The organism is Streptomyces coeruleorubidus, from assembly GCF_008705135.1.
GTDB lineage: Bacteria > Actinomycetota > Actinomycetes > Streptomycetales > Streptomycetaceae > Streptomyces > Streptomyces coeruleofuscus.
Genome location: NZ_CP023694.1, coordinates 8,440,991 through 8,455,613, shown reverse-complemented (window position 1 = coordinate 8,455,613; position 14,623 = coordinate 8,440,991). Strand labels below are relative to the sequence as shown.

General features: G+C 71.6%; 15 protein-coding genes. 10 read left to right on the top strand and 5 right to left on the bottom strand.

Translation table 11 applies throughout. The annotated features are described in order from the left end of the window. Positions 1-6: 6 nt before the first annotated feature. Positions 7-579 carry a DM13 domain-containing protein gene (locus CP976_RS38545; protein ID WP_150484499.1) on the bottom strand — a complete coding sequence of 191 codons (573 nt, stop codon included), beginning with the start codon at positions 577-579 and terminating at the stop codon, positions 7-9. 199 nt (positions 580-778) lie between these two features. Between CP976_RS38545 and CP976_RS38540 the strand changes: the two genes are divergently transcribed. Both CP976_RS38540 and CP976_RS38535 read left to right on the top strand, forming a co-directional pair. Beyond that, positions 779-1,225 (top strand): SRPBCC family protein, encoded by a 447-nt coding sequence (locus tag CP976_RS38540; RefSeq protein WP_150484498.1) that lies wholly within the window; start codon positions 779-781, stop codon positions 1,223-1,225. After that, complete coding sequence (locus tag CP976_RS38535; protein WP_190147037.1) at positions 1,219-1,509, top strand: hypothetical protein; 291 nt, start codon at positions 1,219-1,221, stop codon at positions 1,507-1,509. The genes CP976_RS38540 and CP976_RS38535 overlap by 7 nt, the downstream gene beginning before the upstream one ends. A gap of 61 nt (positions 1,510-1,570) precedes the next feature. Here CP976_RS38535 and CP976_RS38530 read toward each other — a convergent pair whose 3' ends face one another. Next, the gene (locus CP976_RS38530) at positions 1,571-2,239 is read right to left on the bottom strand and encodes an HAD family hydrolase (protein ID WP_150484497.1); all 669 of its coding nucleotides are present in this window, start codon (positions 2,237-2,239) and stop codon (positions 1,571-1,573) included. A gap of 32 nt (positions 2,240-2,271) precedes the next feature. Further along, a complete protein-coding gene (locus CP976_RS38525) occupies positions 2,272-3,108 on the bottom strand; it encodes a helix-turn-helix domain-containing protein (protein WP_229876409.1) in 837 nt (278 codons plus the stop codon). Positions 3,109-3,381: 273 nt separating this feature from the next. Between CP976_RS38525 and CP976_RS44080 the strand changes: the two genes are divergently transcribed. The 3 genes from CP976_RS44080 to CP976_RS44070 are packed head-to-tail and all read left to right on the top strand — an operon-like array spanning position 3,382 to position 4,286. Next, positions 3,382-3,726, top strand: coding sequence for a hypothetical protein (locus tag CP976_RS44080; protein ID WP_229876410.1), 345 nt, complete (start codon positions 3,382-3,384; stop codon positions 3,724-3,726). Next, positions 3,727-4,146, top strand: a complete 420-nt coding sequence (locus tag CP976_RS44075) for a hypothetical protein (protein ID WP_229876418.1) — start codon at positions 3,727-3,729, stop codon at positions 4,144-4,146. Then, positions 4,113-4,286, top strand: coding sequence for a helix-turn-helix domain-containing protein (locus CP976_RS44070; protein ID WP_244403683.1), 174 nt, complete (start codon positions 4,113-4,115; stop codon positions 4,284-4,286). The genes CP976_RS44075 and CP976_RS44070 overlap by 34 nt, the downstream gene beginning before the upstream one ends. A gap of 63 nt (positions 4,287-4,349) precedes the next feature. Here CP976_RS44070 and CP976_RS38515 read toward each other — a convergent pair whose 3' ends face one another. Further along, positions 4,350-5,579, bottom strand: coding sequence for a M20 metallopeptidase family protein (locus tag CP976_RS38515; RefSeq protein WP_150485691.1), 1,230 nt, complete (start codon positions 5,577-5,579; stop codon positions 4,350-4,352). Between the two features lie 302 nt (positions 5,580-5,881). Here CP976_RS38515 and CP976_RS38510 point away from each other — a divergent pair, with 302 nt between their 5' ends. From CP976_RS38510 to CP976_RS38490, 5 genes are all read left to right on the top strand, one after another. Then, the gene (locus tag CP976_RS38510) at positions 5,882-6,676 is read left to right on the top strand and encodes a pyridoxamine 5'-phosphate oxidase family protein (RefSeq protein ID WP_229876412.1); all 795 of its coding nucleotides are present in this window, start codon (positions 5,882-5,884) and stop codon (positions 6,674-6,676) included. A 158-nt stretch (positions 6,677-6,834) separates the two neighbouring features. After that, positions 6,835-8,346, top strand: coding sequence for an FAD-dependent monooxygenase (locus CP976_RS38505; protein WP_150484495.1), 1,512 nt, complete (start codon positions 6,835-6,837; stop codon positions 8,344-8,346). Between the two features lie 292 nt (positions 8,347-8,638). Continuing rightward, positions 8,639-10,171 (top strand): MFS transporter, encoded by a 1,533-nt coding sequence (locus tag CP976_RS38500; protein WP_150484494.1) that lies wholly within the window; start codon positions 8,639-8,641, stop codon positions 10,169-10,171. Positions 10,172-10,440: 269 nt separating this feature from the next. Further along, entirely contained in the window at positions 10,441-11,169 is a 729-nt protein-coding gene (locus tag CP976_RS38495; RefSeq protein ID WP_167537501.1) for a siderophore-interacting protein, read from the top strand. Positions 11,170-11,215: 46 nt separating this feature from the next. Continuing rightward, positions 11,216-14,245, top strand: coding sequence for an AfsR/SARP family transcriptional regulator (locus CP976_RS38490; protein ID WP_167537500.1), 3,030 nt, complete (start codon positions 11,216-11,218; stop codon positions 14,243-14,245). Here CP976_RS38490 and CP976_RS38485 read toward each other — a convergent pair. Then, positions 14,226-14,609 (bottom strand): chorismate-binding protein, encoded by a 384-nt coding sequence (locus CP976_RS38485; RefSeq protein ID WP_150484491.1) that lies wholly within the window; start codon positions 14,607-14,609, stop codon positions 14,226-14,228. The genes CP976_RS38490 and CP976_RS38485 overlap by 20 nt on opposite strands. Positions 14,610-14,623: the final 14 nt, after the last annotated feature.

The following is a 14,623-nucleotide window of genomic DNA, read 5'->3' as shown; positions in this document are numbered from 1 at the left end:
CTGCCGTCAGGTCCGGGCCAGCTCCGCGGCGCCGAACGACACGTCGAAACGGTCGCACCAGATGCTCACGCTGCTGAAGCCCGAAAGGTCCGTGTCACCGGGGAGGACGTAGTTCTGGCTCCCCTTGTTGCCTTTGAGTTTGCCGAGGCTGACGTACTTGCCGTCGTCGAAGACGTGCCAGCCCGCCTTCCCCTGCTTCACCGGCGCGTCGGTCAGCCAGACGCGCAGATCCGGTCCGTTGCTGGTGTTCAGGTTCTCCAGCCGGACGACATGAGAACCGTCGGCCAGCCGTACGAGCTTCACCGTGCCCGAGGTCGCGTGCTCGTGGCTGATCAGCTCACCGCTCGCCAGCGTCCGCGGACCGGTGGCCGGGGAAGGCGACCCGGAAGGCGACTCGGCGGGCGCCGCTGCGGGAGGGGCGGAGGTCTCCGCGACCCCGGGCAGGGCCTCCTGAACGGTCTCGTCCTGCCACAGCTTCCACGGCTGGAACCAGTACAGCCCGAAGCCGGCTCCGCCGACCGCCACCACCAGCATCGCGATGACCAACGGCCCGGTCAGCACCTTGCGCACGCGCCCCATCCCCACTCGCCTCCTGAGAGTTCCGCAACCCTCCCGATTCAACGCCGAAGCACGGCCGCCCCGCACCCTGCGGCTGATGACGGAATCCTTACGTCTGGAGCCTCGACGGCTCGCCGTGCGTCCGCCCCCGGCATCGAGGATGCTGGGCCTCAGCAGCCGACCCCGCGTCCGGGCCGGGCGAGGACGAGGAAGCAGCGCCATGACGATCGACGTGTCCGCGGAGCGCGTGATCCCGCTCCCGCCCGAACGTGTGGCCGAGTACGCCATGGACTGGCGCCATGACGCCGAGTGGACCCAGGGCATCCGCACCGCGGGGCTCACCCGGGAGGCGGATAAGGGCGGCTTCGGTGTGAACGCCGAGGTCACCCGGACGGCATACTTCCTCGGACGGCGCATCGACTACGTCCTGCGGGTGGCCGCGTACGAACCGCCTCACCTGCTGGACATGATCTCCGTGGCCGGCCCGATGCCCATGCATGTCACGTACGCCTTCGCGCCGGACGCACGGGGCACCCTCGCCCGCATTCGCGTCCGGGGCGGCGAAGGCGGCTTCTACCGGCTGGCCGCGCCGCTGCTCGCGCGCCAGGTCCGCTCGTCCCTCCGCAAGGACCTGCGCGACCTCGAACAGCGGCTGACCGGGTGGTAGCGGAGCCACTGGGCGCTGCGCTTCTCGGCCACCACCCGGCCACGCCTGACCTGACGGGCCTGGCCGCCGACTCCACCCGGGTGGGCGGCAAAGCGCCGCGCCCCGGGCGCCGGAACCTCTCCGTGCTCGCCATGTTCCTCGGCGCCCTCGCCGGCGCCGGGATCATCCTGCACGGCCGCCTCTCCTGCGCGCTGGGCCTGACGCTGCTGCTGCTCGCGGTCACCGCCGTGACCACGCACCGGCTCTCGGCCACCGATGCCCCTTGGGCCCGCCCCCGGCCCTGAGCGGTCCGCCGGTGGACCACCGGTAATTCCCGACGCGGTGATCACGCCGGCCACGGCGTGATCACCTCACTGCGGCTGATCCCTCCAGCCCGGCGAAGGCGAGGATGTCGGGGACCGCGTCACGCAGACTCGCGAAGTGACGGTGCACGCCGGCCACCGCAGCCGCGGTGTTGACTCCCCATACCGTCATGCCGGCCCGCAGCCCTGCTTCGACGCCGGACGGGGCGTCCTCGATGACCAGGCAGTCCTCGGGCCGGACACCGAGCTGCTCGGCGGCCAGCAGGTAGGGCGCGGGCGAGGGTTTGCCCTCCTCCACCGCGGCGGCGTCCACGATGACGCGCGGGACCGGCAGGCCCGTCCGAGCGAATCGCCCGCGTACCCGGTGCTCGTAGTTGGAGGTCACGAGCGCCCACGCCCCCGACGGCAGGGCGCCCAGAAGCTGTGACGCGCCGTCGAAGGCCCCGTAGGCGCCGGACCGGACGTCCTCGTCCTCCAGCTCGTGCAGCGCGGCCAGGCACCCCCGTGGGTCCTGGTCCGGAGCCACCTTCGCGAAGGTCTCGATCGGCCTCGTCCGCAGGGCCACCCGATAGACCTCGGCCGCGTCGAGCCCGTATCGCCCCGCCCAACTCGCCCAGACGCGGCGTTGGTTGTCCACGGCGTCGATCAACGTGCCGTCGACGTCGAAGAGGACGCACTTGCCGGGGCCGGGCTGCACAGGCTCACTGGTCATGCCGTGATCATGCCAGGGGCTAGAAGGGCAGTTCACGGACACCGCGCGTCGGTGTCCGCCGAGCCGGCCCCCGACGCCGCCAACGCCTGCCATTCGCTGGGGGACATACCGTAGGCGTCCCGGAAGGTGCGGCTGAAGTGGGAGGGGCTGCTGAAGCCCCAGCGGTGTGCCACGGCGGCCACGGTCGTCCTGCGATTCGACGTCCGGGCGAGTTCCTGCCTGCACGCGTCGAGCCTGCGCTGCCGCACCCACTGGCCCACTGTCGTGCCGTCGTCCTGGAAGAGCTTGTGCAGATAGCGGACGGAGATGTGATGCGCGCGTGCGATCGACTCCGGTGACAGCTCAGGCTCCGTCAGATGCTCCTCGATGAAAGCCCGGATCCGCGACAGCATCTCGCCGCCGGCCTTCGACGCGCCGGACGTCTCCGGTCCCGTCTCCGCCTGAAGGAGTTCCATGACGAGGACGGCGAGGAGGTCCACGGCACTGCGGGCGAGCCGGTCCCCCATCGCCGACCGGTGGAACTCCGCCTCGGCGGCGAGCGCGGACAGGAAGCCCGACACCAGCGCCCCCATACCGGAACCGTGCCGCACCGGCACGCCGACGACCCGGTCCAGGTCCGGCTCCGCGACGCCCAGGTGGCGGCGGCTCGTCCGGAAGTACGTCATCAGGCAGTCCTCGCCGAACCGGAGGACATCACGCCGGGCCGGATCGCAGAAGACCATGTCCCCCGGCTCCAAGAAGGCCTCGTCCTCCCCGGCCCGGGTGAGCGCGACCGTCCCCCGGACGTGCAGGCCCAGGTAGAGGAACTCGCCCTCCCCCTCGTCGGGCATCGCGGACAGCATCCGAACGAGATCGGACACACGGGTCATCGATAACTCGGTCCTGAGAACTCCAAGCTCCGGGACCGCGTCGCCGGGAAACACGCGCGCTGTCGCGGTGCGCCGGCTCGGCACGCCGCCCTGGAGGGGTCCTTCCTCGCGTACCGGTGCGCCCTGCGTCATGGTCTCCGCCCTTCCGAGGTGATGTTCGCGTTCGAGGCAGGCGCACCGCGGGCCGCGCACCGGACCCCAACGGGTTCCGGGCCGGCCGCGGAGCCGCCTGCACTGATCCGGATGCTGTCAGAGCGCCGGGAGGAAGCGCTTATGTCATGCAGCTTCTGGATGGCGACCGAGGCGGGAGCGGACAACGTCACCGTGGGAGCGCAGCTCCTCCAGGCCACGCTACGCGCCGCGCAGGGGGACCATGCGGCGGCGCACACACGGGCGAGCGGCGCGGTGCGCGGCCTCGACCTGCGCAAGTCGCGGAGCCTGTACGTGCGTTACCGGCAGGCACGCGGGACGGCGTTCCTCGCCGAGGGCGATCACCAGTCGGCTTACGAGCAGCTCCGCCGGGCCTTCACCCGCGACTTCCACCCGGAACCCGTGCACTACCACGTCTCCCTGTACTGCCTCTCCGATCTCGCCGCGGCCGCCGTCCGCGCCGGGTAGGTGGCCGACGCCCGCGTCGTGCTGCACGCCGCCGAACGGGCCATGCGCGCGTCCCGTTCCGCCCGTCTGGACGCGGTCGTGCACCGCGCCTCGGCCCTGCTGGGCGATCCCGACGAGGCGGAAGCCCATTTCCGCGCGGCGACGGACCCGGTCACCGCCCCCTGGCCGTTCGAGCACGCTCTCGCGCACCTGAACTTCGGTGAATGGCTGCGTCGCCGTCGTCGGTCCGTCGAGGCGCGGCCCGCGCTCGGCACCGCCCTGGAGATCTTCCAGCGGCTGGACGCCCGGCCCTGGGTCGAGCGCACCGCCGCCGAACTGCGCGCGGCGGGCGTGGCGGTGGTACCCACCGCGGCGCCGGAAGCCGTGTCCGGCCTGACGCCGCAGGAATCCAGATCGCCCAACTGGCGGCCGAGGGCCTGACGAACCGGGACATCGGTGCCCGGCTCTACCTGTCTCCGCGCACCATCGGCTTCCACCTGCACAAGATCTTCCCCAAGCTCGGCGTCACCGGCCGCGCCCAACTCCGCGACGCCCTCGGTGACCTGGCACGGCCGGACTGACCCGGAGAGCCGCCGCGCCTCGCGACGGATGTCTGCGGATGTCCAACGGATGCCTGCAGATGCCTAACGGTGGGTCCGCTGCGCGATCCACCCCGCCATGGCCCGTACGCCGATGCCGATGGACCGCTCGTCCGGGGCGAAGTCGGGGAAGTGCGGGTAGCCGGTGGTGATCGGGGCGCCGGGGGCGCGGACGCCGAGGAAGGTGTACGTGCCGGGGACGCGCTCCAGGTAGAGGGCGTAGTCCTCGCCGCTGAAGGGCGGGAACGCGGAATGGAGCGTGGCGACCGAGTCACGGCCCAGCCTGCGGCGCAGGTGGCGGGCGAGCGCGCGGGCGTCGGGTTCCGGGCAGACCAGGGCGGGGAACGGCTCGGCGGGAAAGCTCACCGCCGCTCCCGCGTACGGCTCGGCCAGCCGGCGGATCTCCTCGCGTACCTCCGTGTACCGCTCCTGCGGCCAACAGCGGTAGGACACGCTCACCTTGGTCTCCTGTGCCGAGGCCCGGAGGGCGACGAAGCGGGCGAACGGCCCGTCGGGCGTCTGGGCGTCGGTGACCATCCGCTCGATGTCCGCGGGCGTCTGCGGGGGTGTCACCGTGGCGAGGGCGCCGATCCCGGCGGCCAGTCGCCGCGCGGCATCGGGCGCGTCCGGGCCGTGAAGCGTCACTTCGGCCTTGTCCTGGCCCGGCATCCCGTAGCCCCCGGTCACAGCGAACCGGCCGACGGGGAAAGGCCCGCAGTGCAGCGCGTGGATCTCCTCGACACGGGTGCGCTCCAGCACGCCCGCCTCGACCAGTGCCCGGGCTCCGGAGAGGCTTTCCTCGGCAGGCTGGAAGAGGAACACCACCGTGCCGCTCAGGTGCCGCCGCAGCCGTGCCAGGACCTTCGCGACGCCGAGGGCCACCGTCGTGTGGATGTCGTGCCCGCACAAGTGGGCCGCGGCGTGACCGCCTCCGACGACGTCCTTGGGCGGCACCGCGTCCATGTCCGCCCGGTACGCGACCGTCCGGCCCGGACGCGCACCGTGCAGGACACCGACCACACCATGGCCGCCGACCCCGGTGGTGACGGTCAGCCCGGCCGCCCGCAGCTCCCGGGCCACCACGCCCGCGGTGCGACGCTCCTCCCCCGGCAGCTCGGGGTGCCGGTGGAAGTCCCGTCTCAGCTCGATCAACCCGCCCTCGAGGCGCGCGGCCTCGGCGTCCACCGCCCCGTTCCCCAGCGGCCCCCTCCACCCGCCGGCGGCGGCCTTCCCCGCGGTACCCCACACCGTTGCCGCACCGACTGCCGCCGCCATGCCGGCCAGCAGCGTACGGCGGGCCGGAGCGTGCTCCGTAGGACGCTTCACTGTTCCCCCTTCACGGTCCGTCACGTGGTCACCCGGCGAGCGGGAGACCCGTGCGTACACGATCACTCGTCGCGCGGGCCGCCGCCCATCCGGCGAGCCACCGCTCGTGGGTGGGGACACCCCCCGTCCGTCCCCGTGGCCCTGGCCCGGCTCGTGCGGTGGTCGTTCGGCGGGGATGCCGTCCCGCTGCGTGCCGTGCGGGCGTCTGCTCTAGTCTCGTCCATGGCCGATGACGATTTTCGGCCAGCCAGGTGACCAAATCAGTCACGTACGCCGAGGTGAACACCGAGAAGCAGGGCCCGGACACGGACACCAGTCCCGATCCCACGGCTCGACGAGCTGCCGCCCTGCCGACCTCGCTGTCAGGAGGACCGTTGCACCACGATGAGCGGGCAGACCGGCCCGGAAGCCACGGCGAGCACCAGGTCCAGCGGGAGCTGGGCACCGTCGCGCGCGCCGACCGGTTCTACGACGATCAGGTCCTGCGGCGGCTCAATGCGCGGATGCAGGAGTTCGTGGCCCGCCAGGAGATGTTCTTCCTCGCGACCTCGGACAGCCACGGCGAATGCGACAGCACCTTCCGGGCCGGCCCGCCGGGTTTTCTCCGGGTGCTGGACGACGCGACTCTGGCCTACCCGGAGTACCGCGGGAACGGCGTCATGGCCTCGCTCGGCAACATCCGGGAGAACCCGCACATCGGCATGCTGATGATCGATTTCTCCCAGGACCGCATCGGCCTCCATGTCAACGGCCGCGCACGGCTGGTCACCGACGACACGATGCGCCGGAGGATTCCGGACCTGCCGGTCGACCCGGTGCCCGGCCGCCGCCCCCATGTGTGGGTGGAGATCGAGGTCGAAGAGGCATACATCCACTGCTCGAAGCACATACCGCGGCTGGTCAGAGCCCCCCTCCGGCAGAACACCGACGGCACGGACCGCTCCGCCGCCGACGGCGAACAGGCCTGGGGCACCGACGACCCCAAGCGCAAGGGGGGCGACTACTTCGGAGCGGCGGCCCGGGAACGGGGAATCGACTCCCGCTGAAGGCCGGCCGGGAAATGGCCGGCAGGTCTTCCGGTTTCTCCTTTGCTAACGCCACGCAGGCACGATCTGCCGATGACGGAGAAAGCACATCTCCGGTGTTCGGCGGATGTGCCGAACGCACTCAGCGTGCGCATCACTGGCGTCAGGGAGACGAAAACATGGAGAAGACCGATGTCGTGGTGGTCGGCAGCGGCCCGACCGGGCTGCTGCTCGCCGCCGAGCTGGCGCTGGCGGGCGTCGACGTGGTGGTGCTGGACAAACTGCCCGAGCGCCGCGTCCAGGCAAAGGCCCTCAACCTTCAGCCCCGCACCGCCGAGGTGCTCGATCTGCGCGGCCTGCTCGACGACGCGCATCAGCGCGCCATCGCCACCGTCACCGAGGGGCATTTCGCCAGGCTGCCCGTGCCGCTGCGATACGACGGCTGGTCGGCCCGGCGCCCCTACCAGGTCGGCATTCCGCAGGCGCGGGTCGAGGAGCTGCTCGAAGAGCGTCTCCTCAGCCACGGGATGCGTGTCCGCTACGGGCACGAGCTGGTGGGCCTGGTGCAGGACGGCACGGGCGTCACGGCCACCGTGCGCGTCCCGAACGGCGACGAACGGACGCTGCGGGCCGCCTATCTGGCCGCCTGCGACGGCGGCCGGAGTACCGTCCGCAAGCTGCTCGGGGTCCCCTTCCCCGGCACCGACGCGCGTGCTTTCGGCATCGTGGCCGACGTGGTGCTCGGTCGGACCTCGGCGGCGGTGCCGACCCGGTGGACCTCCACGGCGAAGCTGTTCGCCCACACCGCGCCCGCCGGGCAGGTCACCGCCCTGATCCCGCTGGACGAGCCCGGCCACTATCAGCTGTTCACCATCGGCCCGGACATCCGCCCGGAGAGCCGGGAGGCTCCGGTGTCGAAGGCGGAACTGGAGACCGCCCTGCGAAAGTCCTACGGGGAGGAGGCCGAGATCACCGAAGTGCGCCAGGCCACCCGGTTCACCGACGCCTCGCGCCAGGTCGAGCGGTACCGGGTCGGCCGGGTGCTGCTCGCCGGGGACGCCGCCCACATCCACTTGCTGGCGGGCGCCCAGGGGATGAACCTCGGTATCCAGGACGCCATGAACCTCGGCTGGAAGCTCGCCGCCGAGGTACTCGGCCGGGCACCCGAAGGACTCCTGGACAGCTACCACGCCGAACGCCATCCGGTGGCCGCGGAAGTGCTGGAGAACACCCGCGCGCAGGGGCTGTTCATGTTCGCGAAGGAGGACCCCGGGGTGGACGCCCTGCGCGGGCTGTTCACCAAACTCCTGGCGCTGCCCCAGGTCAATCGCTACCTCGCGGGCAGGATTTCCGGCCTCGGCATCCGGTATCCGATGGACGGCGCCGACACCGGGTCGTCCCATGAGCTGCTGGGCGCCCGGATGCCGGACATCCAACTGGCCGACGACGTCTGGGCCGGCGAGCTGCTGCACACGGGCCGCGGCGTCCTGCTGACCGTGGACTCCGCCTTCGTCGACGCGGCTCGCCCCTGGTCCGACCGCGTCGAAGCGGTGCTGCTGCCGGAGATCCCGCTCACCGGCGAGGGTGCCGACGCGCTCCTGATCCGCCCGGACGGCTATGTCTGCTGGACGGCTCCGGCCAAGTCCGACTTGGAGACCGCCCTGACCACCTGGTTCGGCACTCCCACCTGATCCGACCGACCGGATTCCGGAATTCTGAATTTGACAACTCGGCCGACGTTATGTGCAACGGGATTTCTTCCGTTCGCCGCTGTGCTCATACACACACCGGGCCGGTCAAGCCTGAAATCATCACACCGAATACGGATTCCAGGAGCCCGCTGCTCTTGAAATCCGGGTGTTAGGGTCGGATTTCCGTGCCGAGACTCGACCGTGCATCGCCACAGGACTCGACATTCCACGTCTTCTCCCTGTCCGGGTCAATGACTTTCCACGCCCCTCGCCCCACCTTTGGAGTTCTCCCTTGTCTGCCGACAGCACAACCACGGCCCCCGCGCAGCCGGGTACCGATGCCTCCGGGGCTTCCCCGGGCGGCCGGCACCTCGGCCTGGCGCTCTTCGTGATCGCCGCGGCCCAGCTGATGGTGATCCTCGACGCCACGATCACCAACATCGCCCTGCCCGCGATCCAGACCGACCTGGGTGTCACCGACGCGAACCTGGCGTGGATCGTCAACTCCTACGCGCTGGCCTTCGGCGGGCTGATGCTGCTCGGCGGCAAGGCCGGCGACCTCTTCGGACGGCGGCGCATGTTCCAGGCGGGCATCGCCGTCTTCACACTCGCCTCCCTGCTGGGCGGACTCGCCCCGAACGAGGGCCTGTTGATCGGCGCCCGCATACTCCAGGGCGTCGGCGCCGCACTCGCCGCGCCCAACGCGCTGGCCCTGATCACCACCACCTTCCCGGTCGGCAGGTCACGCAACACGGCCATGGGCGTGTACGCGGCCATGGGCGGCGTCGGCGCCACGGTCGGTCTGCTGCTGGGTGGCGTACTGACCGACGCGCTCGACTGGCGCTGGGTGTTCTTCGTCAACATCCCCATAGGCCTGGTCGTCCTCGCCGGCACCAGGAGCCTCGTCGAAGCCGAGCGGCACCCCGGCCGCCTGGACGTCCCGGGCGCCATCACCGGCACCGGCGGCCTGATCGCACTCGTCTACGGCATCACGCGGGGCGGCGAGCACGGCTGGACAGACGGCCTGACGGCGGCCTCCTTCGCGACGGCCGCCGTACTGCTGACCGTGTTCCTGGTCGTCCAGTCGCGCGCCGCGGACCCGATGATGCCGCTGCGGCTCTTCAAGGACCGCAACCGCTCCGGCAGTTACGCGACGATGCTGTTCGTCGGGTCGGGCATGTTCGCCATGTTCTACTTCCTGACGCTCTACATGCAGCTGATCCTCGGCTTCAGCGCGGTCAAGACCGGCTTCGCGTTTCTGCCGTTCAGCGTCGGCATGGCTGCCGCCGCGGGCATCAGCTCCAAGCTGATCACCCACCTGGCGCCCCGGCTGATCGCCGGACCGGGGCTGCTGGTCGCGGCGGGCGGCATGTTCTGGTTCGCCACCCTGGAGCCCGGCTCCTCGTACGCCGGACATCTGATGCCGGCGATGTTCGTCACCGCGCTCGGGCTCGGCATGAGCTTCGTCCCGATGACACTCGGCGCGGTCAGCGGCGTCGACCACCAGGACACCGGCATGGCCTCGGCACTGCTGAACACCGCCCAGCAGATCGGCGGCGCCCTCGGTCTGGCGGTCCTGTCGACGATCTCCACGTCGGCGGCGAACGACCAGCTCCCCGAGGCGGCCTCCGCCTTCTTCAGGGGCCTGGCCACCAAGGACTTCCCTCTGGTCGCGAAGGCGGGCGAGGCGCTGACCCACGGCTACACCATGGCCTTCGTCGCCTCCGGCGCCATGTTCCTGGGCGGCCTGGCGGTCATGTTCCTGGCCGTCGACTCGGGCAGGCAGCAGCACGCCGAGGGCGCCGCGCCCCTCCACATGGGCTGACCCCCGACACTGCCACGACGACGTACGGCGGAGGCATCGCCCCACGACGCCTCCGCCGTACCGGAGCGGACACACACCATGACCACCCCACAGCACCCTCAGCCGGACCCCTGGTCCGAACCCCTACAGCCGGCCCAGCCCGACGCGGCCCGCACCCGGGCCTTCCCTCTCTTCCCCCTGGCGGCCCTGACCGTATGGGCACAGGACCACCTCCCCGCGAGCGACTCACCAGCACCGGCCGGCCGCTCGCCCTTCGTCAGGAGTTGTCGATGCCCAGCCTGCCCGCGCCCCTTGCCCGGATGATCGAGGTCCGGGGAATGCCGTGCACGGTGACCGGGACAGAAGATCTGTCGCCGTCGTTCCGGCGGGTCCACCTCGCCGGCGAGCGTCTGAAGGGGCGGGAATGGGCACCGTGCCAGGTGACCACGTTCCTGGTCTCGCCGACCGCGTTCCGGCGCTACACGCCGGACGCGGTCGACACGGTCACCGGACGCATGTCCATCCTGTTCCACCGGCACAGCGCCGTTGTCCCGGGCCCGACTTCACCCGGTGACGCGTGGCTCGACAGTCTGACGGCCGGCGACCCGGTCTCCGCGATGGGGCTGGAGGCCATGCGCGGTTTCCGTGCGCGTGCCGAACCGGGCACCACCCTCGTGTGCGGCGATGCCACGACCGTGGGCCTGTGGTACTCGATGATCCACTGGCTGGGTGACCGGGCCCGGGTGTGCGGTGTGGTCGAGGTGCCCGCGCAGGACGTGGCTGTGGTGCGGGAGCTGCTGCCCGGTGTACAGGTCGTCGCGCAGAGCCAGCAGCCGGGGGAGGCTGTGTTGTCCTGGCTGGGCGACGCCCCGCCAGGACAACAGGTCACGCAGGCCTACCTGGCCGGGCACGGGCAGACCGTCCAACGCGCGCGGAATGTGGTCCGTACCCGGTATGACCTGCACCGGTCCGTCATCCACACGCAGCCGTACTGGGCGACGGGGAAGGCGGGCCTGTGACCGCCGGCACGACGTACTGGGCAAGCTCCCCCTGGTTGAGGTGACCATGGACAATCCCCGGCAGACGGTGCCGCACGCCGTAGGTCTGATCCAGCACAAGATGTCCGTTCCGGACGTGCCCGAGCGCCTGGTGCCACGGCCCAGGATCGCGACAGCCCTCGGCACACTGATCGAGCGACGCCAGGTGGTGCTCGTACTGGCGACCGCGGGCGCCGGCAAGACCACCGCCGTCAGCCAGGCGACAGCACGCCTGCCCCACCCGGTGGCGTGGCTGTCGGCCGACGCGACCGACGCCCGTCCGGGACGCCTGCTCGCCTACCTCGAAGAGGTCCTGGCACGGCACGCACCCGCCGCGCACCAGGTGGCGACCCGTGCGCTGCGCGCGGGCATCCAGCACGCGGAATCCGCCGGGCTCCTCGCCGAGTCCCTGCGGGGACACACGCTGGTGCTGGTGCTCGACGACCTGGAACGCCTGGGGGTGTCGGGAGAAGTCTGGGAGACGCTCGGCTCCTTCCTGCACTACCTTCCGCGAACGGTGCGCACGGTCCTGGTCAGCCGGCGCGACATCCCGCCGGCGGTGCACCGGCGGCTCGACCCCACCTCGGTGGCCTCACTGCGCGAGGAAGACCTCGCCTTCACCGTCGAGGAGGCGGCCGAGGCCCTGCGGCTGAACGACAACGCCACGACCGACCCGGCACAGGCGGTGTCGGCGACGGGCGGCTGGGTCACCGGTGTGCTGTTCGAGGCCTGGCGCTCCGAGGAGCACACCGTGGTCGTCGGAGGCGAGGCCGACCCGCTGCACGGCTACATGTCCTCCCGGATCCTCGCGGAACTCTCCGACGCGGACCGGGACTTCCTCGTCACGGCCGCGGTCCTCGACGAGGTGACGGCCGGACGGGCACGGGCGCTGGGCCTCGCCGCGCCGGCGAGACGGATGCAGTCGCTGCGCTCGGTCCGGCTGCCCGTCGTCTGGTCCCGGGACGGGCGCACGATGCGCTTCCACCCGCGGCTGCGGGAGTTCCTGCTGGAACAGCTCGGCCGGCGCGACGACGAGGAGCTGCGCCGGATCCGCCTCGCCCACGGCCGGTTGCTGGCCGGCGAAGGCCACGACGAGGAGGCCACCGAGGTCCTGTTGCAGGCCGGGGAAGCCGCCGAGGCACGCAACTGTGGGGCGCGGGTCATCCTGCGTGTGATCGAGCGGCTCGACCTCCCCGTCGCCGAGCGCTGGCTGGACGCGTTCGGCCCGGTCGGCCCCGAGCCCCACGAACTGACCACGGCACGGCTCATGCTCGCCTGGGCCCGGGACGACTACCGCGGGGGCACGGCCATCGCCGACGCGCTCCTGGATGCCGGTACCCGAGACGAGGTCGCCCGGAGATCGGAACGGGCGGCAGCGTTGATGATCTACTGCTACGCCCAGTGCGGCCGCCCCGGGGACGTGGAGGACATCCTGCGGCTGGCCGGCCCCGGTGCGGAGGTGGCCGCCGTGCGTTACTCACTGGGCACCATGTATCCCTCGTACCGCGTCGACACTCCACCGGAGCTGACCGGCGGGCCGTCCGACGCGTTCGTGCTGTTCGCGAAGTACTGGTTCGGCCACCTGAGCGACCTCGACATCTCCCTGGAGTCGCACTGGGGTACCTCCCTGGCCGCCCCGTGGCAGATCGCGGCGCTCCGCGCGCAGGGCCACACCCGCCGGGCCCTGGAGCTGTACGAACGGACCCGCGACTCGGTCTCCAACTCCCTGAGCCTGCACGCGGTCCTGCCGGAACTCCTGCTGGACGCCGGGCGCCCGGGCGAAGCGATCACGGCTCTGGAGGAAGGCCGCAGGCTCGCCCTCGCCGCCGGGGCACGCACCTGGTATCTCGGTTTCACGGAAGGGCTGGTCAGGCTCAGGATCCTCGACCGCCGCGACCCCGCGGTGTCCATGGCGCTGCTCGACGGACTGGACGACGACCCGCTCATCGAACAGGCGGTGCAGCTCAGCGCCAAGGCCCGTGCGTGGCGAGGCTGGCTGCTGCTGCGCGGCGGCGCGGATGCCGACGCGCTCGACTGCCTGCGCGAGGCCGTCGCGCTCCTGAGAGCCGGCGGCCTGTTTCTGGAACTGCCCGTCGCGGCAGTGCTCCTGGCGGAGGCGGAGTGGCGCGCCGGTCACGAGGACGAGGCCGACCGGGCCGCCGATCTGGCCCTTGAGGTGTCGGGCCGCCAAGGCTCCCACCACGTATTGCTCCAGGTCCTCGGCGAGTTCCCCGCCGTCGCCTCGCGCCGCATCGACGCCGAGGCCGAAACGGACACCCCGTGGCACGCCGTTGGCCGGGCGCTCGCGGCCCAGGGAGCGAACATCCAGGTCGCCGAGCGCATGCCGGCGGTGACGGTCTCGGAGTTCGGACGCCACGCCCTGCTCGTCGACGGCGCCGAGGCCCGCCTGCGCATCAGCAAGAGCCTGGAACTGCTCTCCTACCTGAGCAGCCGACCCGGCCACGCCGCCGATCGCCCGCGGGTTCTGGAGGCGCTGTTCGCACGCGACGACCGGTCCACCCGCGCCTACCTGCGTCAGGCCGTCCACCAGCTCAATCTAGCCCTGCCGCCACGGCTGCGCCTGACCGTCGAACAGAACAGGCTGTCCCTCGCCGACGAGGTGGCGCAGGGCTGCCAGTCGCTGCTGATGGAGTCCGACCTCGCTCACGCCAACCGGCTGACCGGCCGGGCGAGGCTGTCGGCGATCGAGGTGCTGCTCGCCCGCTACGAGGGCGACTACCTGCCGGACCGCACCTCGCAGTGGGTCGAGGAACGGCGCCGGGCACTGTCCCGGCAGGCCGCCGACGCGCTCTCGTCGGCGGCCGACCTCGCCCTGCGGCTGCACCGGTACGGCGACGCCGTCCGCCTGTGCGAACGTGCAACCGCGATCGACCCGCTCCGCGAGGTGGCCTGGCGTGTACGGATGCGCGCGGCGAACGCGCTGGGCGACGACGACGGCGTCCTCACGGCGTTCCAGGACTGCGAGGCAGCGCTGGCCGGGATCGACGCGACGCCCTCTCCCAGCACGCGCAGGCTGCTCAAGCGGCTACAGCGGTAGAGCGGTCCGGCTCACAGCCGCTCATCGCGGCTCCGCGGGGTGGTGTGTCCGAGCTGCTGCGGAGGCGCGGGGCCACGCTGCGGAGCTTCTCGCAGGTCTCCTCCCACTCCCGTTGCGGTGTGGACTGGCCCATGACTCCGGCACCCGCGCGCAGCCGGCTGCGTCCGTCGCGTTGGAAGACCGTGCGCGGGACCAGTGCCGCGTCGAGGGAGCCGCCGGCGTCCGCGGTGAACACGGCCCCGGCGTACAGGCTCCGGGGCTCGCTCTCGTAGCGGCTGACGGTGCGCAGCGCCTCCGGTTTCGGGCAGCCGGTGGCGGTGATCGCGGGGAACGGGGATGCCTTGTATAGTCGACAAACGACCAAAGGAGGGCGCCAGG